This is a genomic window from Clostridium sp. SHJSY1, assembly GCF_031626875.1.
In the GTDB taxonomy this organism is placed as follows: domain Bacteria; phylum Bacillota; class Clostridia; order Clostridiales; family Clostridiaceae; genus Clostridium.
The window spans coordinates 32,653-54,211 of the sequence record NZ_JANDMF010000002.1 but is presented as its reverse complement, the minus strand read 5'-3'; the positions used below and the strand labels follow the sequence as shown (position 1 = coordinate 54,211).

The 21,559-nt window shown below is 31.1% G+C and carries 24 protein-coding genes; 23 read left to right on the top strand and 1 reads right to left on the bottom strand.

Annotation, left to right across the window (positions count from 1 at the left end; translation table 11 throughout):
* Positions 1 to 331 precede the first annotated feature (331 nt).
* A complete protein-coding gene (locus tag NNC19_RS01435; RefSeq protein ID WP_310936813.1) occupies positions 332 to 2,590 on the top strand; it encodes a phosphatase PAP2 family protein in 2,259 nt (752 codons plus the stop codon).
* A 61-nt stretch (positions 2,591 to 2,651) separates the two neighbouring features.
* The gene (locus NNC19_RS01430) at positions 2,652 to 2,945 is read left to right on the top strand and encodes a hypothetical protein (RefSeq protein WP_310936812.1); all 294 of its coding nucleotides are present in this window, start codon (positions 2,652 to 2,654) and stop codon (positions 2,943 to 2,945) included.
* Positions 2,946 to 3,023: 78 nt separating this feature from the next.
* Here NNC19_RS01430 and NNC19_RS01425 read toward each other — a convergent pair whose 3' ends face one another.
* Positions 3,024 to 3,368: a helix-turn-helix domain-containing protein gene (locus tag NNC19_RS01425; RefSeq protein WP_310936811.1), complete on the bottom strand. Its 345-nt coding sequence runs from the start codon at positions 3,366 to 3,368 to the stop codon at positions 3,024 to 3,026.
* A gap of 173 nt (positions 3,369 to 3,541) precedes the next feature.
* Here NNC19_RS01425 and acgA point away from each other — a divergent pair, with 173 nt between their 5' ends.
* The 21 genes from acgA to NNC19_RS01320 all read left to right on the top strand — a co-directional run bounded on the left by acgA (position 3,542) and on the right by NNC19_RS01320 (position 21,304).
* Positions 3,542 to 3,745: an ACGX-repeat peptide gene (gene acgA / locus NNC19_RS01420; protein ID WP_310936810.1), complete on the top strand. Its 204-nt coding sequence runs from the start codon at positions 3,542 to 3,544 to the stop codon at positions 3,743 to 3,745.
* A gap of 157 nt (positions 3,746 to 3,902) precedes the next feature.
* A complete protein-coding gene (acgM, locus tag NNC19_RS01415; RefSeq protein ID WP_310936809.1) occupies positions 3,903 to 4,928 on the top strand; it encodes a radical SAM/SPASM domain protein, ACGX system in 1,026 nt (341 codons plus the stop codon).
* A 31-nt stretch (positions 4,929 to 4,959) separates the two neighbouring features.
* Positions 4,960 to 5,928, top strand: a complete 969-nt coding sequence (locus NNC19_RS01410; RefSeq protein ID WP_310936808.1) for a zinc-binding dehydrogenase — start codon at positions 4,960 to 4,962, stop codon at positions 5,926 to 5,928.
* A gap of 14 nt (positions 5,929 to 5,942) precedes the next feature.
* Positions 5,943 to 6,545: a nitroreductase family protein gene (locus NNC19_RS01405; protein WP_310936807.1), complete on the top strand. Its 603-nt coding sequence runs from the start codon at positions 5,943 to 5,945 to the stop codon at positions 6,543 to 6,545.
* A 9-nt stretch (positions 6,546 to 6,554) separates the two neighbouring features.
* Positions 6,555 to 7,397 (top strand): Sir2 silent information regulator family NAD-dependent deacetylase, encoded by an 843-nt coding sequence (locus NNC19_RS01400; RefSeq protein WP_310936806.1) that lies wholly within the window; start codon positions 6,555 to 6,557, stop codon positions 7,395 to 7,397.
* Positions 7,398 to 7,482: 85 nt separating this feature from the next.
* Entirely contained in the window at positions 7,483 to 8,139 is a 657-nt protein-coding gene (locus NNC19_RS01395; protein WP_310936805.1) for an ABC transporter permease, read from the top strand.
* Positions 8,140 to 8,147: 8 nt separating this feature from the next.
* Complete coding sequence (locus tag NNC19_RS01390; RefSeq protein WP_310936804.1) at positions 8,148 to 9,053, top strand: glycine betaine ABC transporter substrate-binding protein; 906 nt, start codon at positions 8,148 to 8,150, stop codon at positions 9,051 to 9,053.
* Between the two features lie 21 nt (positions 9,054 to 9,074).
* Entirely contained in the window at positions 9,075 to 9,845 is a 771-nt protein-coding gene (locus NNC19_RS01385) for an ABC transporter ATP-binding protein (protein WP_310936803.1), read from the top strand.
* Positions 9,842 to 10,474: an ABC transporter permease gene (locus NNC19_RS01380; RefSeq protein WP_310936802.1), complete on the top strand. Its 633-nt coding sequence runs from the start codon at positions 9,842 to 9,844 to the stop codon at positions 10,472 to 10,474. The genes NNC19_RS01385 and NNC19_RS01380 overlap by 4 nt, the downstream gene beginning before the upstream one ends.
* Positions 10,471 to 11,436 (top strand): zinc-binding alcohol dehydrogenase family protein, encoded by a 966-nt coding sequence (locus tag NNC19_RS01375; RefSeq protein WP_310936801.1) that lies wholly within the window; start codon positions 10,471 to 10,473, stop codon positions 11,434 to 11,436. The genes NNC19_RS01380 and NNC19_RS01375 overlap by 4 nt, the downstream gene beginning before the upstream one ends.
* Positions 11,437 to 11,512: 76 nt before the next feature.
* Positions 11,513 to 12,439 carry a DUF1848 domain-containing protein gene (locus NNC19_RS01370; protein ID WP_310936800.1) on the top strand — a complete coding sequence of 309 codons (927 nt, stop codon included), beginning with the start codon at positions 11,513 to 11,515 and terminating at the stop codon, positions 12,437 to 12,439.
* Positions 12,440 to 12,471: 32 nt separating this feature from the next.
* The gene (locus tag NNC19_RS01365; RefSeq protein WP_310936799.1) at positions 12,472 to 13,281 is read left to right on the top strand and encodes a protein-ADP-ribose hydrolase; all 810 of its coding nucleotides are present in this window, start codon (positions 12,472 to 12,474) and stop codon (positions 13,279 to 13,281) included.
* 385 nt (positions 13,282 to 13,666) lie between these two features.
* Entirely contained in the window at positions 13,667 to 14,140 is a 474-nt protein-coding gene (locus NNC19_RS01360; RefSeq protein WP_310936798.1) for a hypothetical protein, read from the top strand.
* 64 nt (positions 14,141 to 14,204) lie between these two features.
* Positions 14,205 to 15,011 carry a dihydropteroate synthase gene (gene folP / locus NNC19_RS01355; RefSeq protein WP_310936797.1) on the top strand — a complete coding sequence of 269 codons (807 nt, stop codon included), beginning with the start codon at positions 14,205 to 14,207 and terminating at the stop codon, positions 15,009 to 15,011.
* 66 nt (positions 15,012 to 15,077) lie between these two features.
* The gene (locus NNC19_RS01350) at positions 15,078 to 15,704 is read left to right on the top strand and encodes a flavodoxin family protein (protein ID WP_310936796.1); all 627 of its coding nucleotides are present in this window, start codon (positions 15,078 to 15,080) and stop codon (positions 15,702 to 15,704) included.
* 95 nt (positions 15,705 to 15,799) lie between these two features.
* A complete protein-coding gene (locus tag NNC19_RS01345; protein ID WP_310936795.1) occupies positions 15,800 to 16,429 on the top strand; it encodes a flavodoxin family protein in 630 nt (209 codons plus the stop codon).
* 164 nt (positions 16,430 to 16,593) lie between these two features.
* Complete coding sequence (locus tag NNC19_RS01340) at positions 16,594 to 17,517, top strand: AEC family transporter (protein WP_310936794.1); 924 nt, start codon at positions 16,594 to 16,596, stop codon at positions 17,515 to 17,517.
* A gap of 187 nt (positions 17,518 to 17,704) precedes the next feature.
* Entirely contained in the window at positions 17,705 to 18,586 is an 882-nt protein-coding gene (locus NNC19_RS01335; protein ID WP_310936793.1) for a radical SAM protein, read from the top strand.
* Positions 18,587 to 18,790: 204 nt separating this feature from the next.
* The gene (locus tag NNC19_RS01330) at positions 18,791 to 19,102 is read left to right on the top strand and encodes a metalloregulator ArsR/SmtB family transcription factor (protein ID WP_310936792.1); all 312 of its coding nucleotides are present in this window, start codon (positions 18,791 to 18,793) and stop codon (positions 19,100 to 19,102) included.
* A 260-nt stretch (positions 19,103 to 19,362) separates the two neighbouring features.
* Complete coding sequence (locus tag NNC19_RS01325) at positions 19,363 to 19,779, top strand: DNA-binding protein (protein ID WP_310936791.1); 417 nt, start codon at positions 19,363 to 19,365, stop codon at positions 19,777 to 19,779.
* Between the two features lie 148 nt (positions 19,780 to 19,927).
* Complete coding sequence (locus NNC19_RS01320) at positions 19,928 to 21,304, top strand: hypothetical protein (protein ID WP_310936790.1); 1,377 nt, start codon at positions 19,928 to 19,930, stop codon at positions 21,302 to 21,304.
* The last annotated feature ends 255 nt before the right edge of the window (positions 21,305 to 21,559 follow it).

The following is a 21,559-nucleotide window of genomic DNA, read 5'->3' as shown; positions in this document are numbered from 1 at the left end:
TTATTTTGTAAAGTAGATTTCTATGTTAAAAAATAGACTGAATTCAATATATATACATTTAACTGTATTTTAACTATTTCCTAATACTAATGTGTATTTAAATCCTTTACTATATAATAGGCAAAGAAATTAATTATTAAGGGACAATCAAAAAAATAACAAGTCAATCCACCAGACTATTTTCCATCATCCTGTGTCAGCAGATTGCCCTAATAGCCCGCTATGAGACCAATCTACTTCCTTGACTGATGAAAAATATTCATGGCAAATTTGGACTTGTTATTTATTTTCATGTCCCTAAAATTGTGTTTTTAGAAAGGATAAAAATAGAATGAATTATAAAAAGAAGATTATTCCATTAATTTTAGCTACTACTATAATACAAACTTATATGACACAAAGTACTTTAGCAAACACACTTACAGATCCTCATCCAGGGGTATACGGATATTATGTAGATACATGGAAAGATAACACAACATCAAATATGATGCCAGCTACTAATCCAGCAATAGGAGTACTTTCAGAATATCTTAAACTTTGGACTCCAGGAAGCACATGGAATAATGGTACTGTACTTAATTCTTTAGTTCATAATGCTAATATACAAAAATCAATAGATATAACAAAAAATCGTACTGATGCTGAATCACATCAAACCTATCTTGATGATCGTAGAGATCAAAATTATAGCATTACAGATGGTCTGGGTAAATACACTAATGCTTTTCGTGATGGAACAAATGCAGGAACAACAATACCAGATGAAATACCTAAAGATGCAACTGAAAAAAAATATGATGATAAAGGAAATAATAATGGAAATTGGGCAGACACTGAATCTAATCTTGGTAGTATGGTTAACTTAATAAATACTATGAGAAATACTTCTGCATCAACTACATCAGCTAAAAATTACTTCCAATATCAACGTCCTTGGCGCTGGAGTAATGAAGTACAAGTACTTCCAACACTTGTTCCTGCAAAAAGTACTACTCCAGAAAAAGATGGAGGGTTTCCTAGTGGACATACAAATGCAGCAACTATAGCAGCTATAGGTTTAGCTTATGCAACACCTGAACGTTTTCAAGAAATGCTTACACGTGCCTCTGAACTTGGAAATAACAGAATAGTAGCAGGGATGCATTCATCACTTGATGTAATTGGAGGACGTGTAATGGCTACTGCAATTGCAACTGCAGCTTTAAATAATCCTAATAACCAAAGTTTAAAAGAAGCAGCTTATAATGATGCTCATACAAAACTTCTTACTCAAAATGGAACATCTATTGATAGATTTAGTAATTATAGTGAAAATAGGAAAAATTATAACTATAGATTAACATATAATTTCCCCCAAATAGGAAGTTCTAATACTCCTATGAAAGTTCCAAAGGGAGCAGAAGTTTTATTAGAAACAAGACTTCCATATCTTGATGGTACTCAGCGTCGTGAAGTTCTCTATACAACAGGAATTAAATCAGGTTATCCAGTGATTGATGATGCAGAAGGATATGGAAGACTTAATCTTTTTGCAGCAGCAGATGGGTATGGAGCATTACTTAATAATGTAGAAGTAAATATGGATGCTTCAAAGGGCGGATTTAATGCTATGGATAGCTGGCGCAATGATATATACGGAACAGGGAGTTTAACTAAAAAAGGAACTGGAACACTAAAACTTGTAGGTAATAATACTTACACAGGAGGAACAGAAATTAACAATGGTACAATTGAAGCAGATTCTATTACAGCTTTTGGAACTGGAAAACTTATTAATAATGGAGGGAGAGTAACAGAAAATGTATCTGGTCAAGTTATTATAGGGAATGAATATGCTCAATCTGAAAATAGTACATTAGAATTAAATGTTAGTAGCAATGTAGATATATTAAAGATTGAGGATAAAGCCAAATTTGGAGGAATATTAAAACTTAATTTTTCAAATGGATATGTTCCTACTGATGGGGCTACTATTATATCATATAACAAAGGATTAAAAAGTGGTGAGTTTTCTTCAATTGCAGCAACAGGATTACCTAAGGGGTATACTATATCTCTAGTGTATAATGATGATAATGTCAGTTTAAAAGTAAATAATGTACAAGTTAGAAAGGTTAATTCAATCACTGTTAGTGGAGAAAATGGTATTGATTCAATAACTACAAATGCTGGGAGATTACAAATGAGAGTTAATGTAAACCCAGAGAATGCTGATAATAAGTCAGTTACTTGGAGTGTTTCTGGTATAGATGGAAAGCCTACAGATATAGCAAAAATAGATGATTCAGGGATTTTAACAGCAGAAAAGAATGGTAGTGTAAATGTAGTGGCTGCTGCAAAGGATGGTTCAGGTATAACTGGCCAAGTTACTATTGTAATATCTGGGCAAATAGAAAAATCTATTACTCCTGATCAAGAAACAGATAAAAGTAAAAAAACTTCTGAAAATGAGAATAGTACAAAGGATATACCTAGAACAGGTAATGATATAGGTGTGAGTTTATTTTCTACAGTTGGATTATTATTTATCAGTGCAACATTAATAATTATTTCTAAAAGAAAGAGAAGACTAGAAAGAAGTGAATAGTAAGTAGGAAAATTTTAAAGAAATAGGTGAATTCTAAAAACTAGTTCTTTAAATTTACCTGATGTTTTACTCATATAATGCTTTAAATGAATTTGTTGAGGAAAGTGAAATACGTAAAAATTATTCAGGCATACTTGCTCCACTAAGAAAGCGATCTGAATGGAATACACGAATACCATTTTGCAATAATGTTGTTTCAAGTTGTTGGCTGTCTTTGTCTTCTATAGAATCTAAAAGGATGCCCAATAGTGGAAGTGTTGGGAAAGTATTCAGTGATGATTTCAATTGTAGGAGGAACAATTTCTTATATGATTTTCATTCAAATGATATTTTGATTAGATGTTGGAATTGGTGAGCTTTATTATGAATTCTGGAACTATATTAGGTATTAAGAGTATTTTTAAAAGAACGGATAATTTAAGTCCGTTCTTTTCTATTCATCAGAACTATTTCTTACAAATTCTTTATAATTATTACCCCAATCTGTTAAAACATCAAAAATAGGTCTAAGGGTTTCACCCATATCACTTAGGCTATATTCCACTTTTATAGGAACTTCATCAGGATATACTGTGCGATTTATAATTTCATCGTCTTCTAAAGCGCGAAGATTTTCAGTTAATACTTTTTTACTGATATTTTCAATTCCATTAAGCAAATCAGTGAATCTTTGTGGGCCTGTCAATAAATTTCTTAAAATCAACAACTTCCACTTGTTACCTATTATGCCAACTGTAGTTGCTACAGGGCATTGAGGCAATTCTTTATCAACAACCATAGTAAATCTCCTTTCATATGTATGTTACAAAAAGGTAACAAGGGCACATTAAAGTGCCGTATTTACCTTTATAACTTATGCAATTATTATATAAACAGAGGCAAGATAAATCAACTTAAAGTTAAGTTTTTTTAAAAACCTCAGAAATTAACTAACATATGGAGGTGAATATAATGGCTAAAATTAGTATGTTAAATGCATGGACAGGAAACAGTGGATTCTTTGGAAGAAGAAGTGCTCAAAGTTATTTTAATTCTGGAAGAACTTCATTTTCAGTAAGTGGTGCTTGTGGTTCAGCTTGCGGGGCAGGTGATGATAAAACTCCAGATGAAAAACCAAGTTCTTGTGGTTCTGCATGTGGTGCTGGTGATAAATAATAACCAGTAAAAAAAGGAAATTTGGTATCCTTAATTTGAGCAAATATGAGTTTTGAATTGAGGATACCAAGTTTAAAAGAGTATGATGATGTATCTGTCAGTCTAGAGTTGACAGTTTATATAAATTTATTATTGCTAAGAAAGGTAAGTGAAGACTATGGAACAGTATTTTGCATTTCAATGGCATATCACAGATACTTGTGATCAGCGTTGTGAGCATTGTTACATTTTTTCAGAAAATAATAACATCCCTATTATTGAGATGTCTTATAAAAAAATAGAATCTGTATTTAAGAACTGCATGAATATGTGCAAAAAATTAAATCGAATCCCTTATTTCTATATTACAGGTGGTGATCCGATTTTACATAAAGATTTTTGGAAAATGCTTGAGATGTTCAAGTCTAATAATATTGATTTTGGAATACTTGGTAATCCATTTCATCTAAGTGATGAAGTTTGTAATAAATTAAAATACTATGGATGTGATAAATATCAGCTTTCTATTGATGGACTTAAGAACACACATGATTCTATAAGAAAGCCTGGGTCCTTTGAAACAACTATAGAGAAGATAAAATGTATTCGTAATGCTGGAATTAAGTGTGCAATCATGACAACTGTATCAAAGACAAATGTTTCAGAAATACCAGAAATAATTGATCTTGTAGTTGAAAATAATGTTGATATATTTGCTTTTGCTAGATACTGTCCTACAAGTCTTGAAAAAAGTACACACCTTGAACCAAATGAGTACAAGGAATTCCTTGAAATAGTATGGAAAAAGTTTGAAGAGTATAAGGATTCAGATACAAACTTTAATTTAAAAGATCATTTGTGGACATTATTTCTCTATGAAAAAGGACTATTTACTATACCAGAAGGTTTAGATGAAAATACAATCTATGATGGCTGTAATTGTGCAAATTGTCACATGACTATTTTACCTAATGGCAATGTTTATGCTTGCAGAAGAATGGAAAGTTTAATTGGAAATGCTTTCTCAGAAGATATGAAAGATATTTTTCTAGGTGAAAAGATGGATAAATATAGAGAATATGATAAGTTTGAGAAATGCTCAAAATGCAAATTATTAAGATTCTGTAGAGGGTGTCCAGCAGTAGCCTATGGGTATACACATAATTCTTATGCAGCTGATCCACAGTGTTGGAAAGAAATTTAAGTTTGTTAGTTAAAAAGGAGTGGAAATTAATATGAAGGCGGTTAAGCTTGAAAAAACTTGCAAGGCAGAGGAAATGATTATAAAAGATATACCTATTCCAGAAATTAAACCTGGATGGGTTCTTGTAAAAATAAAGGCATTTGGAATTAATCGTTCTGAAGTGATTTTTAGAAGTTATGAAGCAAATGCATCATATATTACACTACCAAGAATACCAGGGATAGAATGTGTTGGGGAAATAGTGAATCCATCAGATAGTAATTTTAAAACTGGACAACATATTGTAGCTCTAATGGGTGGAATGGGAAGAAGTTTTGATGGAAGTTATGCAGAATATGCTTTATTACCAGTTAGTCATGTATTTCAAGTAAATACAAACTTAAGTTGGACTGAAATGGCAGCAGTACCAGAAACATTCTTTACAGCCTATGGATCATTATTTGACTGTCTTCAGATTCAGTCAGAGGATATTATTCTAATTCATGCTGCCACCAGTGCATTGGGAATTGCAGCTATACAATTAGCAAAATCAGTGGGATGTACAGTAATTGGAACAACAAGAAAAGAAGAAAGGCTTGAATTCTTGAAAGAGATAGGAGCAGATTTCTCAATGTTAGATGATGGGACTCTATCAAAACAAATAAGAAATGTATTTCCTGAAGGACTTACAAAGGTTTTAGAATTAGTAGGGCCTACTGCCATAGAAGATACGTCTAAGTTATTAAAGAAACATGGAATTATATGTTCAACAGGACAGCTTGGAGGAAGTGCTTTACAAAGATTTGATGTGATTAAATCAATACCAAATGGAGTATATTTATCTTCCTTCTTTAGTAATTATCCAACACAAGAAATTATAGATGAAATATTTAATCATATAAAGAAATACAATTTGAAGCCACATATTTCAAAAGTGTTTACTTTAGATGAGATTGCAAAAGCACATTTATTGATGGAACAAAATAAGGCAAATGGAAAGATAGTTGTTTTAGTAAATTAATAGGAGAAAATAGTATGAATGATATTTTAGATATAGAAAAAATGAGATATACAGTACGTAGTTATAGTGATAAAAAATTAGAACAGGAAAAACTAGATAAAATATTAGAAGCAGGAAGGTGGGCACCTACAGCAGTTAATTACCAGCCGCAAAGAATTTTAGTGCTTAATAATGATGATACCCTTCAAAAAGTGAAAAAATTTACTACTTTTAATTATAACGAATATTATGCAAAGATTGCGAAAGAATGTAGTGATGATAAAAAGAGTAAAAATTCGTATCATTATAATGCGAGAACAGCTCTTTTAGTATGCTATGATAAGGAAGTTTGTTGGAAACATCCTGAAAACGGAGCATCAAGTGGTGAAGTTGATGCAACTATTGTAACAACACATATGATGTTAGAAGCAGCTGCTATTGGTGTGGGAAGTTCATGGATAAGCTATTTTGATAAAGATAAAGCTAAGAAACTTTTGGACTTACCTGAAAATATAGAACCTATTATTCTTTTGTTATTAGGATACCCAACAGAGGAAAGCAAACCAAACAATAAAATGTCAGGAAAAAGACTGCCAATTGAAAAGACAGTATTTTATAACCAGTATCATGAGGAATAGGTGGTATATATGAAAGATTATAATAACCGTATTAAAAAAGCAAGTGAAGCTTTAAAAAATGCAGAATACATTTTCATTGGGGCTGGTGCTGGATTATCAGATGCTGCAGGACTAAAGTATTCAGGAAAAAGATTTACTGATAAGTTTACTGATTTCATTGAAAAATATGATATGGAGGATTTATACACTTCGAGTTTTTATCTATTTGAAACTATGGAAGAAAAATGGGCTTATTGGGCTAGGCACATATCTCTTAATAGGTTTGAAACACCTGCTACAAAGCTTTATAAGAAATTGTACCAGTTAATAAATAAGAAGAAATATTTTGTCTTGACAACAAATGTTGAACATCAGTTTTGGAAAGCTGGATTTTCAGATGAAAAGATATTTGCAACACAGGGGGATTATGGATATATTCAATGTGCAATAGGATGTCATAAAAAGCTATATGATAATGAAATGCTTGTTCAAGATATGCTAATGCAGACAAGAGATTGTAAAATACCATCAGAGCTTGTCCCTAAGTGTCCAGTATGTGGTGGTGATATGGATGTAAATGTAAGAAAAGATAAGTATTTTATTCAAGATGAAGCTTGGGATAGAGCTTGTAATAATTATGGTTCTTTTCTAAAAGAGATTGAAGGTAAAAAGGTAGTATTTATGGAGCTTGGAGTAGGATTCAACACCCCTGGTATAATTCGTTATCCTTTTGAACAGATAACATATGCAAATTCAAATGCAACTCTTATAAGATTAAACAGAGACTATCCAGATGGACCAGATGAAAATAAAGATAAAACTATTGCATTTGATGAAGATATGATGAAAATAATAATCGATTTATTAATTTAAATATAATTTTAGAAAACGATAAAAAAATACATTTATGTTAAGCATGCATTAACATAATACAAAGGCAAATATAGAGGAGGCTACTTTGAGCGGTAATATTGGAATAAAGATTATTGATTACTTCACTAATAATATGGATACATATCTTGTTTCTATAAAAGAGCATATATTGATCAGTATTTTAGCATTGATTACTGCTATTATTATTGGGATTCCATGTGGATATGCCTGTATTAAATATAAAAAATATGAGAGATGGATTATGTCAATTTTTCAAGTACTGCGCATTGTTCCAAGTTTGGCTGTATTAATATTATTAATACCTATAATGGGTATAGGTATTAAGCCAGCTATGACAGCATTAGTACTATTAGCAGTTCCACCAATTATTATGAATACAGCGTCAGGATTAGAACAAGTACCATATTTTATGTTGGAAACTGCCTCTGCAGTAGGTATGACAGAGAGGCAAGTATTATTTAAGGTCAAATTTCCTTTAGCTATGCCTATGATTCTAACAGGAATAAAGATAGCCGCTATTGAGATTATTGCAAGTGCCACTTTAGCAGCTAAAATAGGAGGCGGGGGACTTGGAGAAATTATCTTTACTGGATTAGGCTTAAATCGAATTGATTTACTTTTAGTTGGTGGTATTTCTGTTGCACTACTTTCCATTGCAGCTAGACTATTACTTGATCTTATAGATAGATCTTTAATTAAACATAAATATTTAAGAAAGTAGGAAAAAACATGAATAAAAGAATAAAAAAGTTTGTGTCAGTAGTCACTGTTATGATGTCAGCACTATTTGTGACAGCATGCGGAAACCAAAAGAATGGTGAGAGTAATGATACAACTATTCGAGTTGGAACAAAAGATTTCACTGAAAATTTAATCGTTGGGGAATTGTATTCATTAGCATTAGAAGATGCAGGGTATAAGGTGGATAGAGTACCCAATATTGCTGGCTCTGTAATTCATTCATCTATTGTAAATGATGAAATTGATTTATACCCTGAATACACAGGAACAGGATTATTAACAGTTCTTAAAAAGGACTTAATTACAGATCCTGAGGAAGTTTACAAGACAGTTAAAGAAGGTTATGAAAATGAATTCAAAATTACATGGCTACAATATTCAAAGGCAAATGATGGTGCTGGGCTAGTTATTCGTACAGATATATCAAAAAAACTTGGTATTACAACAGTTTCAGATTTACAAAAACATGCTAGTGAACTTAGATTTGCATCACAAGGTGAGGTTGATCAAAGAGAAGATGGAATTCCAGCATTAGAAAAAGTATATGGAAAATTTAATTGGAAATCATCTAAAGTATATGATAATGGATTGAAATATGAAGTCCTAAGAAAAGATGAGGCAGATGTTGCTCCAGCATATACAACTGAAGGACAATTAGTTAATACAGATGAATTTACATTATTAGAAGATGACAAACATGTATGGCCACCATACAATTTAGCTCCAGTTATACAAGATAGTATACTAGAAAATCACCCTGATATTGCAGACATTTTAAATAAAATAAGTGAAAAGTTAGATACAAAAACAGTTACAGAATTAAATGCAAAAGTTGATGTGGATAAAGAGGATTATGAAAAGGTAGCAAAAGATTTTTATAATTCCATTAAATAGTTAATTTTTAAGGAGGTCAAAATGTCTCATATAGCAATAGAATTTAGTAATGTATGTAAAAAATTTAATAAATCAGAATGTAATGTGGTGGATAATGTAAGTCTTACAATTGAAGAAGGAGAATTTATAACTGTATTAGGTTCTTCAGGTTCAGGCAAAACTACATTATTAAAGATGATTAATCGTTTATATGAGCCTAATGAAGGAAAAATAATGCTATTTGGGGAAGAAATCAAATCTGTAGATGTGGTTAATCTTAGAAGAAGTATAGGCTATGTAATTCAACAAGTTGGACTTTTTCCACATATGACAATAGCTGAAAATATCGCCACTGTACCAAAACTATTAAAATGGAGTAAAGAAAAAATTGATGCAAGAGTAGAAGATTTGTTATTTCTTGTAGGACTAAATCCTAAGGAATTTAAAAAGAGATTTCCATCACAGTTATCTGGAGGACAACAACAAAGGATTGGACTGGCTAGAGCATTGGCAATTGATCCTAAAATAATGCTTTTAGATGAACCCTTTGGAGCAATTGATGCAATAACCAGAATGAATTTGCAAGATGAGCTATTGCGTATCCATGGTGGATTGAAGAAAACATTTTTATTTGTTACCCATGATATAAATGAAGCATTTAAATTGGGAACAAGAGTTATTATTATGAATAATGGTAGAGTATGTCAATTTGATACACCAAGAAATATTGTACAAAATCCTGCTGATGATTTTGTATCATCCCTTATTACATCATCACGAGAACAGGAGCAGTTTTGGGAGGGAATAGTTTGATAGATTATGTAATAAAGCATTATGACAAATTAGGTAAAGCATTATTAGAACATTTAGAATTGGTTGTGATTACACTAGGAATTTCTATTTTAATAGCAGCTATACTTACCATATTTGCAATGTATTCAAAAATACTCTCTAAAATACTTATACATTTATTTTCAATTATTTACTCTATTCCTAGTTTAGCACTTTTTGCTATATTGATTCCAGTGACTGGACTAGGGAAATTAACTGCAATAACTGTTCTAGTTGTTTATAATGAATATTTGTTGCTTAACAATTTTATTGCTGGACTAAATGAAGTAGAGCCAGCAATTATAGAAGCTGCAACTGGAATTGGTATGAACAATATACAAATATTATTTAAAGTAAGACTACCATTATCTAAGAATGCTCTTTTTACTGGAGTACGTCTAGCAGTTGTTTCTACCATTGGAATTGCAACTATAGCTGCATCTATTAATGCAGGTGGGCTTGGTAGTATTTTATTTGATGGTCTTCGCACAATGGATGTTAATAAGATTATATGGGGAAGCATACTAGCAGCAGGGCTTTCTATAATTGTTAATGGCATATTGAGTAAAATTGAAAGAATTATTTTTTTTAAAGGAGGACTTAGAAAATGAAGGCTGTTGTATTAGAAAAAGCTTGTAAAGCTGAAGAATTAGTAGTATGTGACGTACCAAAACCTAAAGTGAAGCCAGGCTGGGTATTAGTAAAGATTAAAGCATTTGGTATAAACCGTTCTGAGATATTTACAAGACAAGGAGATTCTCCATCTGTAAAACTACCACGAATTATTGGAATAGAATGTGTAGGTGAAATTGAAGATTCATCTGATAGTTCTTATAAAAAAGGACAAAGGGTTATATCCTTGATGGGAGGACTTGGCCGTGAATTTGATGGAAGTTATGCTGAATATGCTCTTATTCCATCTAATCAAGTATATCCCATTAATATTGATATGGAATGGACACAAATGGCTACCATTCCTGAAATGTATTATACTGCCTATGCTTCACTTTTTGAGGTCTTAAGGCTTACTATTGGAGAAACTTTATTAATACGAGGTGGAACCAGTTCTGTTGGATTAGCTGCTCTTAAACTGGCTAAGAGTATTGGTGCTACTGTCATTTCAACTACTAGAACCCCAAATAAGTTAGAATTTTTAAAGGAAAACGGTGCAGACTTTGTATTGATGGATGATAGTAATTTATTAGACCAACTCTTTTCCTCTTTTCCAAATGGTGTGAATAAAATTTTAGAACTAGTTGGTACAGTGACATTGAAAAATTCCTTAAAATTACTTTCAGAACATGGCACTCTATGCATGATAGGTATTTTAGGTGGTGAATGGATATTAAATAATTTTGAACCAATGGTGGATATTACTTCTGGAACGTATTTTAGCCAGTTTGATAGTCAGAATATCAAAGAAGAAATATTGAATAAGCTTTTTAATCATATTGAACAACATAAAATTAAAGTACCTATAGCAAAAGTTTTTACATTGGATGAAATCCATAAAGCACATCTACTAATGGAAAGTAATATGGCTAATGGTAAAATTATTGTTGTAAATAGTTAACATAATTGGAGTTGTGAACTATACTTTGAAGATTAAAAAATAGATAAAGATATTATTAGGAGGTAATAAGTGTTTTATGATAATAAATACAGGATGCAGAACAGATATTCCTGCTTATTTTAGTGAATGGTTTTTTAACAGAATTAAAGAAGGATATGTTTACACAAGAAATCCTTATTATAAGAATCAGGTAATGAAATATAAGCTTACACCTGATGTAGTTGATTGTCTGTCTTTTTGTACAAAAAATCCAGGACCAATACTGCCTAGAATTCATGAACTTGATGGGTTTAGGCAGTTTTGGTTTGTAACAATTACTCCTTATGGAAAAGAAATTGAGCCTAATGTACCAGATAAAGAAAAAGTAATAGAAGATTTTAAAAAACTTTCAAAAAGCATTGGATCACAAAAAATTGGATGGCGATATGATCCAATTTTTATTACAGATAAATATACATTGAAAAGTCATATAGAGCATTTTGAAAAAATATCATCTAACCTTGCAGGGTATACTCATGATTGTGTTATTAGTTTTATAGATTTGTATGAAAAGACAAAGCTTAATTTTCCAGGTGTTAAAGCAGTTACCAGGGAAGAACGTTTTACAATAGCAAAGGAATTTGTTCATATAGGAAAAAAATATGATATTCAAATTAAAACATGTGTTGAAGGGCAAGAACTGTCAAAGTATGGTGTTGATTGCAGTGGCTGTATGACAAAATCAGTAATTGAAAAAGCACTAGGTGTTAGCTTAAAACTTCACCAAAAGAAATCAACTAGAGGAGGATGTAATTGTCTTCTAGGAAATGATATTGGGGTATACAATACATGTGGTCATGGCTGTTTATATTGTTATGCAAATTACAATCAAAAAACAGTAATAGATAACATGAAACTTCATAATCCCAAATCACCATTTTTGATTGGTAGAAATATGAATGGTGATATAGTAAAAGAAGCTAAACAAGAAAGCTATATAGATAATCAATTAATGCTGTTTTAGCATTGAATTTTAAAAAAGTGGGTGCTAAGGTTATGAATCAATCAGAAAGATTACTTTATTTAATAAATGAATTAGTAAAGGAAGATAATAGATATAAGGATTTAGAAATTCCTGATTCTTATTCAGAACAGGCTAGATTATTTCGTTCACTTATGAACATGAGAATGCCTAAAAAAATTAGTGGAAATTTTATTCGAGTTCAAGATGAGTTCTTATCCAATGTAATCAAAGTTAAAGGTATTGTAAGCCTTGAAGATGTGCCAACAATAGATGAAGAGTTTCCAACCTCTTCCCTGCAGTTTAAAAACAAGATATCAATATGTCAAGGGGATATAACAAGACTAAAGGTAGATGCTATTGTAAATGCTGCTAATTCTCAAATGCTTGGTTGTTTTGCACCATGTCACGGATGTATTGATAATGCCATACATTCAGCTTCAGGAATACAGCTTAGAGATGAATGTTATGAAATAATGAAGCAGCAAGGTCATGAGGAAGAGACAGGAACAGCCAAAATAACAAAGGCATATAATCTTCCATGCAAACATGTTATACATACTGTTGGACCTATTGTAAGAATTGAATTAACAAAGGAACTTGAAGACAATTTACGTTCTTGCTATAGATCATGTTTGGAATGTGCTGTGCAAAATGAAATTAGAACTATAGCATTTTGTTGTATATCTACAGGTGAATTTCATTTTCCAAATGAGAGAGCTGCTAAAATTGCAATGGAAACGGTAATAGAATTTTTAAAAGAAAATGGATCAAAGATAGATAGGGTTATATTTAATGTATTTAAAGATTTTGATAAGAATATTTATAAGAATCTTGTAAGTTAATAAGTAAAATCTTCAGTTGATAATCTAAATTAAGTAAAACTACAGAAAAATTTAATAAATATAACATTTGAAAGTCTAAAATTTATTTTTAGTAGCGTCATAAAAATAAAATTATTAAATGGAGGTTCGTATGACCAATAATTTAACTAAGTATACTTCTAAAAAGAAACATAAATATTTAGAAGAAAAGGGATTTGTAGTATTTATTGCTTTTTAGGTGCGTTTATACCATTATCTACTGATGTTTATCTTCAAGAAGTGTGTTTAAAGCCATAGGCAGGCTTGGAATAGTTGCTAAAAATAAAAGTTTTATGTATCTTCTATTGATGTTTTCATTATTGAATATTGCATTTATGTCCTTTATATAAGGTTCATATATATATATATGAATGGTTTTGGAGTAAGTGAGAAAGTATATAGCTATTATTTTGCTGCAAATGCGATTTTTCTACTTATAGGACCAATGGCTTATATTCAGATTTCTAAGTTTATTCATTATAAAATCATAATAACTGGAGTTTATATTGTAACAATTATAAGTGGGATTTTACTTATGACTATAGGCACATATAGTCCAATGGTATTTTGTTTATCATTAATACCTGCATCTTTATGCGGAAATATCTTAGGACCTCCAAGAACAAACCTTATGATAGAACAGGTTGAGGGAGATATTGGATCAGCATCTTCACTTATAGGATGTATATTCACTTTATTAGGAAGTATTGGAATGTTACTAATTTCAACTGATGCTATAAACAAAATAGTTCTAATGGGGTCAATGTATTTTATTATAGGGATAATAAGTCTTTTCACTTGGTTGATTTTTCATAAAAAACCACATATTAAACATACATAGAATTATTCAGAAAAATAGTAAGGTTTAAACTTAAAAGTGTTGTAAGGAATAGGTGATAAAAATAATGAGAATTGGGAAAAAAAACTTTGAAATTGGAAAAAGAACTTATATTATGGGAATACTTAATGTTACCCCTGATTCATTTTCTGATGGAGGAAAGTACAATAATGTAGAAAAAGCTATTCTTCATACAAGAAAAATGATAGAGCAAGGTGCAGATATAATTGACATTGGGGGAGAATCTACAAGACCAGGTTATACTTGTATAAGTGATGAAGAGGAAATTAGTAGAGTAATACCAGTAATAGAAGCATTAAGAAAAGAAACAGATATTCCAATATCTGTGGATTCATATAAAAGCAAAGTAATAGAAGCATCATTAAAGGCTGGTGCAGATATTATAAATGATATTTGGGGCTTTAAAAAAGATTTCAATATGGCTAAAATTGCAGCAAAATACAATGCGACCTGTTTGCTCATGCATAATAGAGATAACATGAACTATGAAAATTTCATGAAAGAAGTATTAAATGACTTAATGGAAAGTATTAATATAGCGCTAAGAGCAGGTGTTAAACCTGAAAATATTATTATAGATCCAGGAGTAGGATTTGCTAAAACTTATGAACAGAATTTAGAAGTTATGAATAATTTAGAAGAGCTTGCTACACTTGGTTATCCTGTTTTGTTAGCAACATCTAAAAAACGAATGATAGGAACTGCCTTAAATCTTGATAAGGATGAAAGAATTGAAGGTACTGTAGCTACTACTGTTATTGGAATTATGAAAAACTGTGATTTTGTAAGAGTTCATAATGTAAAAGAAAATAAGCGAGCAGCTCTTATGACTGATGCTATTGTAAGAATATAAAATAAATAAGTTTATAGAAGTTATTTATTTGACTATAAACTTACTATATGAGATAGGAGAATAATTATGAAAGTATTATTAATTAATGGAAGCCCAAATAAAAAAGGGTGTACTTATACTGCATTAAGTGAAGTGGTGAAACAATTAGAAAAGGAAAAAATAGATACAGAAATATATCATATTGGTAATAAACCAATTAGAGGGTGTATTGGATGCAATAAGTGTAGGACTAATAACAATTTATGTATTTTCAATGATGATCCTGTAAATGAAATCATTGAAAAAGCAAAAAATTCAGATGGTTTTATTTTTGGATCACCTGTTTATTTTGCTTCAGCCAATAGTGCACTTACTTCTGTTTTAGATAGAGTAAATTATGCAGGAAGTTCAGCTTTTGCTTATAAACCAGCAGCAAGTGTAGTATCTGCATGGAGAGCTGGTACAACAGCAGCTTATGATCAGCTAAATAAATATATAGGTTACTCCAGTATGATTATGGTACCATCTACATACTGGAACATGGTTCATGGAAGTACCCCAGAGGATGTAATTCAAGATAAAATGGGTATGCAATTAATGAGAACACTAGGTAGAAATATGGCATGGTTATTAAAAACAATTGAATTTTCCACAAAGAATGGAATTAATTATCCTATAGAAGAAAAGAGAATCTATACTGGTTTCATTAGATAAAATAAATTATTTAAATTTATGGTTCTATTTGAAAATAGATTAACAAGTTCATTGTATTATGAACTGCAAATTAAACAATAAAAGGAGTTATAATTATGAAAGTATTATTAATTAATGGTAGCCCTCATAGAAATGGGTGTACTTTTACTGCATTGGATGAGGTGGCTAAACAATTAGAAAAAGAGAATGTGGAATGTGAAATATATCACATTGGGAATAAACCGATTAGAGGATGTATCGGATGTGGTAAATGTCAATCATCTGATAAGCATTTATGTATTTTCAATGATGACTCTGTAAATGAAGTTATAGAAAAGGCAAAGGATGCAGATGGTTTCATTTTTGGATCTCCTGTTTATTTTGCATCAGCAAATGGTTCTATGACATCTCTTTTAGATAGAGTAAATTTTGCAGCTAGTTCTAACTTTGCCTATAAACCTGCAGCAAGTATTGTATCTGCGAGAAGAGCAGGCACAACTGCAGCGTATGACCAATTAAATAAATATATAGGTCATTCAAAGATGATTATGGTACCATCTACATACTGGAATATGGTTCATGGCTTTACTCCTGAGCAAGTAAGACAAGATGAAGAAGGTATGCAAATAATGAGAACACTTGGCACAAACATGGCATGGCTATTGAAATTAATTGAATCTGGTAAAAAAAATGGAATAAACTATCCTGTAAATGAGAAAATAATTCGTACTAATTTCATTAAATAAAATACATTATATAATTACAATCCTATTGGAAAATAATTAAATGTTATAATTTCCAATAGGATGTTTTTTAATTAATAATATTTCTTAATACATATATAAGATTTAGCCTATAAAGTTGGTTAATGAAAATGAAAAAGATGATGTTAGATATAGGAGGTAGAGTTGTGATTAGTTTATTATTAATGAAACAGATTGGTGAACTTTTTTTAATTATGGTTATGGGATTTTTACTTGTGAAAACACATTTATTAAAAGCAGAAGATAGTAAAAGTCTTTCAATTATTGCTCTTTATTTAGTAACTCCTTGTGTAATCATAAATGCCTTTCAAGTTAAATATACAGAAAATATAAGGAATGGATTGATTCTTGCTTTCGCAGCAGCAGTATTAATTCATATTGTACTATTGATTTTGGTAAAGGTACTTGAAAAGATATTTCACTTAGATGCAATTGAAAAAGCATCAATAGTATATTCAAATGCTGCAAATTTAATTATTCCTATTGTAATTTCCATCTTGGGCAAGGAATGGGTTATTTATTCAAGTGCTTTCATAGTTGTCCAGTTAATTCTTTTTTGGACACATGGTAGGATAGTACTTTCTGATGAAGAAAAAATAGATTTGAAAAAAATTATTTCAAATATTAATATAATTGCTATTTTCCTTGGAATTTTACTTTTTATTACAAGGTTCCAAATGCCGGATATTATTACACAGACCTTAGATTCAGTAAGTGTTATGATTGGTCCTATTTGCATGGTTGTTGCTGGTATGCTGATTGGGAATATGAGTTTCAAACAGATAGTTGCTTATAAGCGAATTTACGTAGTTACTTTTTTAAAAATGATACTATGTCCTATTATAATATTGTTTCTACTTAAATATTGTGGAATGACAAACTTATTATCAGATGGGAAGATGATTTTGCTTATCAGTTTCCTTGCAACAATAGCGCCTTCTGCATCATCAGTTACACAAATGGCTCAAATCTCTGGAAAGAATGGAGAATATGCAAGTGTTATAAATGCAGTTACAACAATAGTTTGTATTATAACAATGCCAATTATGGTTTGGTTATACCAATTATAAGATATAATTGTTGACAAGACGTATAAGTGCTGTTACTATTGTATTAATCGATGTTTATAGATTAATACAATTCATAGATAACGATTATGTAAAAAAAGAAAAATTTTAATAAACATTTTGAGGCTCAATCGTTTAAGGATTAAAAGAAGGAGCTGACAATAATAGGGTTTTAGGAGGTTGACATTTTATGCATTTTTCAAGTGGAATTAATAGACCACCATATGAAGCGGAATCCGCTTATTTACAGGTTACGTCAGGATGTAGTACACATAATCAATGTGCATTTTGTGCATTTTACAAAGATAGTAACTTTAAGGCATCACCAATCGAGGAGATTAAAGAAGATCTGGCTGAGCTCAGAAGTATGAATGTAAAGGCTAAAAGAATTTTCTTGCAAGGAGCTGATCCATTTGTATTAAGCTATGACAAGCTAATGATTATTGCAGAACTTATACATGAGTATTTGCCAACTGTTGAATCTATCGGTGGATATGCAAGAATCAATAATATGACAAATAAAAGTGTATCTGAACTGCGTGCTTTAAGTGAGGCAGGATATAGCAATCCATATTTTGGAATAGAGTCAGGTGATGATGTGATTTTAGATAAGATGAATAAGGGATATACATCAGAATTAATTACGGAGCAATGTTCTAAGATGGATGCTGCAGGCTTTCGCTATATCGCTAATTTTCTCAATGGTTTAGGCGGTCATAACTATGGTATGAAACACGCTCACGATTCAGCCAGAATCTTGAACGGCTTAAAGCCAACTATGATTTATGCATCATCATTGACATTAATGCCAGGAACACCATTATATAAGCAGGCACAAACAGGTGAGTTTCAGGAAGCTACGGAAGTGGAAAAACTTCAGGAAATGATGGAATTTATCAAAAGCCTTACTATACAAACTATCTTTGAAGCTGTACATGTTTCTATAGCAGTGCCACTTGTAGGGACAATTCCAAATGATAAAGACAAAATGATTGCAACTTTGCAACATGTTATTGATAACACACCAGAAAATAATCTCAGAAACTTTCGTGAAAGCATAAAAAGTTTATAATAAGTTGCAAAATTAATTCAATCACGTCCATGCTGCATTGGTGCTGTGCTTGACTGGGTGAGTCTATATATTAAACTTGCTGCAGATATGAAGTCAAAGAATTTGCCCTGAGTTTGCGTGATGAAATCTAAAATTATATTTATCATAGTGGTTATATGTTAAAATGTAAGGGATAATAAAAGATAGAATAGTGAGGTAAACCAAATGGACCAAGTAAAGATTTTTAGGGCACTAGGTAATGAAACACGGCTGAATATTCTGCTATGGCTCAAGAATCCAGTGGCAAATTTTGAGCCCCAACTGCATGCTTGGGTAATGACAGACTTTCTAGGTGGTGTTTGCGTGCGTAGTATTAAGAAGCGTACAGGGCTTTCACAATCAACAATTTCTAATTTTATGTCAATCTTAGAGGACGCTGGCCTGGTAGAATCGCGTAAAATTGATCAATATACATATTTTCGTCGTAATGAAAAAATTCTGAAAGAAATTACTGGTTGGATGAATAGTATTTTGTAACCGAATTGACAGCTATGTGTATGTAATAATATGCTGATATATGAAAGTGCATAAATTCCAACATTTAAATGTTGAGTTTTATGCACTTTCTATTTATAAAATAAGATTAATTTAGATATTGTAATTGGTCTCTTTTTTATCAGTGGTTACCAAAAGGTAACAAGGGCACTTTAAAGTGCCATATTTACAAAAATAACACATGTAATTATCATGAATGTAATGGAAAATAAAATAAGTTCATTATAAAGGAGATGTATAAAATGAGATATAAAAAATTCGATGAAACTATAGTTGTTAGACTTGAAACCGGAGAGGATATTCATGCTTCCATTAGAGAAATATGTAAAAACGAGAATGTTACAATGGGTACAATTACTGGATTTGGTGGAATAAACTACATTAAGGTGGGCATTTGGAACAATGAGACAAATGGTTATGATTATAAGATTGTTAATGACCGCAGTATGGAATTATTGAGTTTAACAGGAAATATTTCTATGTTGAACGGAGAAGTTAATACACATATACATGTAGCAGCTTCAGATAATACTTTTAATGTTTTTGGTGGTCACCTAGTTGATGGAATTGTTCAAAATCTTGCTGAACTATATATTTATCCTGGGAATGGAAGAATTGATAGAATACCAGTAAGAAATTGGAATTTTATGGATATTTGATACTGAGTTTTAGTTCTTTGCATTACAAAAATAATTATCTATAATAAATTAGAATCTTGTAATAATATCAATTATAAAAATTAATTGTAAGTTACAACATAAATATTAAGAAAATAAGTTTCTTAAATAAAGAATGGGGTATATTATTATGAAAGAATTAAAAGGTAAAATATCAATACATAGCTACACAGGTAAGAAGTATAAGCCAGGCACTGTTTTTTCCTATACTGTTTATGTTTCAAAGTATTATGATGCAAAAAATCCAGCAGCACTTATTATAAATCTTGATGAGTTTTATAAAGAGCAAAGTATAGCTATGGAGGAACTTGTAAGCAAAGGCAAAGCACCAGCATTTGTAACAATTGGAATTGAACCTGGAATATTACCTCCAACCCTAAAAGGTGGTATGGAAAGAAAAATGAGAAGAGATGAATATGACCTTGTAGGAGATGAGTTCCCAAATTTTTTAATAAAGGAACTAATTCCTGAAGTATGCCATAATGAAAATCTCTGCATTTCTGAAAATCCTGATATGCATATGATGTGTGGTGGATCATCTGGAGCACTTTCTTCATGGAATGCTGCATGGTATCGGAATGATTATTTTAGAAGAGTGTATCTTGCAAGTCCAAGTTTTCATGCAATGGGGGCGGCAGAAGATTTCCCATTTCTAATACGAAAATTCGAACCTCGTCCTATTAGGGCTTATGTGACTTATGGTGAAAATGAACCTGATGGATATTTCGGAAATTCTTATACCTCAGGAATTAATACTATAAAGGCTTTGTCATACGCTGGTTATGAAATTAAAAGTAAATATTTCCCGGGTGAAGGACATATATGCAGAATAAATGATTATGATGTGCAATTAGAAGGATTGGAATATTTATGGCACGATTGGAATAAAACACCTGTTAAAATATTAAAATTACAAGATCAAATTAGCAAATTGATAGATATTGATTCAACATGGGAAGAACTTCAACCTAGCGCTGAATTTCCAAATTCATGTATAGCAGCTAGTATTAATGGAGTTTATGTGGCAGATTTAGGAAAAATATGGTTTGAGAAGAAGACTGGAGAACGTACTATAGTAGCTGATGATTTTGGAAAAGTTACAGCACTTGGGATTTCTTCAGATTTGTGGCGTTTATATATTGCAGATAAGGAAAGACGTTATATTTTTGCCATGTCAATTTGTCCAGATGGCTCATTAAAGGATAGATATATTCTTGGTTCACTACATTTAGCTACTGACTGTCACAGTATTGGTGCTTCAGATTTGTGTGTAGATGTGGGGGACCGAGTTTATGCAGCAACAGAACTAGGAATTCAAAGTATGACATCATTTGGAATTGTTGATGCAATTATTCCTTTACCAGAAGACCTTCCTGTTGATTATATTGCATTTAAAGGTAAGTATCTCCATGCAAAATCTGGGGAGAGACATTTCAGAAGGAACTGGAAAATCAGTGGACGAGTCTCTAGTGAAAGTGCAACATTGCCTGCAGAGTCTTTCTATTAAAAATCTGATTAGTTATAAAAAGTTAAGATTTCCCTGAGAATATATTGATTTTTTAATAATTTTAGAAGGATATCCTTTTATGGTAAAGGAGATTGAATGCAAATTTATTATTAGCAGGGATGAGTCTATTGCATATTAGATTACTTTCAACATTAGATCTTAATTTCAATTCTTAAGTTCCTAGTTTTGTGTCATGATATGGGGAGGATTCTTTTAAGGATAAATACAAAAAAATTCAAAACGTTAGGAAATAAA

Excerpts from the sequence above, each read along its gene's own strand:
- NNC19_RS01405 (WP_310936807.1), top strand. The coding sequence starts at position 5,943 with ATGAATGATATTTTAGATATAGAAAAAATGAGATATACAGTACGTAGT.
- acgM (WP_310936809.1), top strand. The coding sequence starts at position 3,903 with ATGGAACAGTATTTTGCATTTCAATGGCATATCACAGATACTTGTGAT.
- NNC19_RS01325 (WP_310936791.1), top strand. The coding sequence starts at position 19,363 with ATGAGATATAAAAAATTCGATGAAACTATAGTTGTTAGACTTGAAACC.
- NNC19_RS01320 (WP_310936790.1), top strand. The coding sequence starts at position 19,928 with ATGAAAGAATTAAAAGGTAAAATATCAATACATAGCTACACAGGTAAG.
- NNC19_RS01435 (WP_310936813.1), top strand. The coding sequence starts at position 332 with ATGAATTATAAAAAGAAGATTATTCCATTAATTTTAGCTACTACTATA.
- NNC19_RS01335 (WP_310936793.1), top strand. The coding sequence starts at position 17,705 with ATGCATTTTTCAAGTGGAATTAATAGACCACCATATGAAGCGGAATCC.
- NNC19_RS01375 (WP_310936801.1), top strand. The coding sequence starts at position 10,471 with ATGAAGGCTGTTGTATTAGAAAAAGCTTGTAAAGCTGAAGAATTAGTA.
- NNC19_RS01390 (WP_310936804.1), top strand. The coding sequence starts at position 8,148 with ATGAATAAAAGAATAAAAAAGTTTGTGTCAGTAGTCACTGTTATGATG.
- NNC19_RS01330 (WP_310936792.1), top strand. The coding sequence starts at position 18,791 with ATGGACCAAGTAAAGATTTTTAGGGCACTAGGTAATGAAACACGGCTG.
- NNC19_RS01410 (WP_310936808.1), top strand. The coding sequence starts at position 4,960 with ATGAAGGCGGTTAAGCTTGAAAAAACTTGCAAGGCAGAGGAAATGATT.
- NNC19_RS01350 (WP_310936796.1), top strand. The coding sequence starts at position 15,078 with ATGAAAGTATTATTAATTAATGGAAGCCCAAATAAAAAAGGGTGTACT.
- NNC19_RS01400 (WP_310936806.1), top strand. The coding sequence starts at position 6,555 with ATGAAAGATTATAATAACCGTATTAAAAAAGCAAGTGAAGCTTTAAAA.
- NNC19_RS01360 (WP_310936798.1), top strand. The coding sequence starts at position 13,667 with ATGAATGGTTTTGGAGTAAGTGAGAAAGTATATAGCTATTATTTTGCT.
- NNC19_RS01385 (WP_310936803.1), top strand. The coding sequence starts at position 9,075 with ATGTCTCATATAGCAATAGAATTTAGTAATGTATGTAAAAAATTTAAT.
- NNC19_RS01370 (WP_310936800.1), top strand. The coding sequence starts at position 11,513 with ATGATAATAAATACAGGATGCAGAACAGATATTCCTGCTTATTTTAGT.
- NNC19_RS01365 (WP_310936799.1), top strand. The coding sequence starts at position 12,472 with ATGAATCAATCAGAAAGATTACTTTATTTAATAAATGAATTAGTAAAG.
- NNC19_RS01345 (WP_310936795.1), top strand. The coding sequence starts at position 15,800 with ATGAAAGTATTATTAATTAATGGTAGCCCTCATAGAAATGGGTGTACT.
- acgA (WP_310936810.1), top strand. The coding sequence starts at position 3,542 with ATGGCTAAAATTAGTATGTTAAATGCATGGACAGGAAACAGTGGATTC.
- NNC19_RS01430 (WP_310936812.1), top strand. The coding sequence starts at position 2,652 with ATGTTTTACTCATATAATGCTTTAAATGAATTTGTTGAGGAAAGTGAA.
- folP (WP_310936797.1), top strand. The coding sequence starts at position 14,205 with ATGAGAATTGGGAAAAAAAACTTTGAAATTGGAAAAAGAACTTATATT.
- NNC19_RS01425 (WP_310936811.1), bottom strand. The coding sequence starts at position 3,368 with ATGGTTGTTGATAAAGAATTGCCTCAATGCCCTGTAGCAACTACAGTT.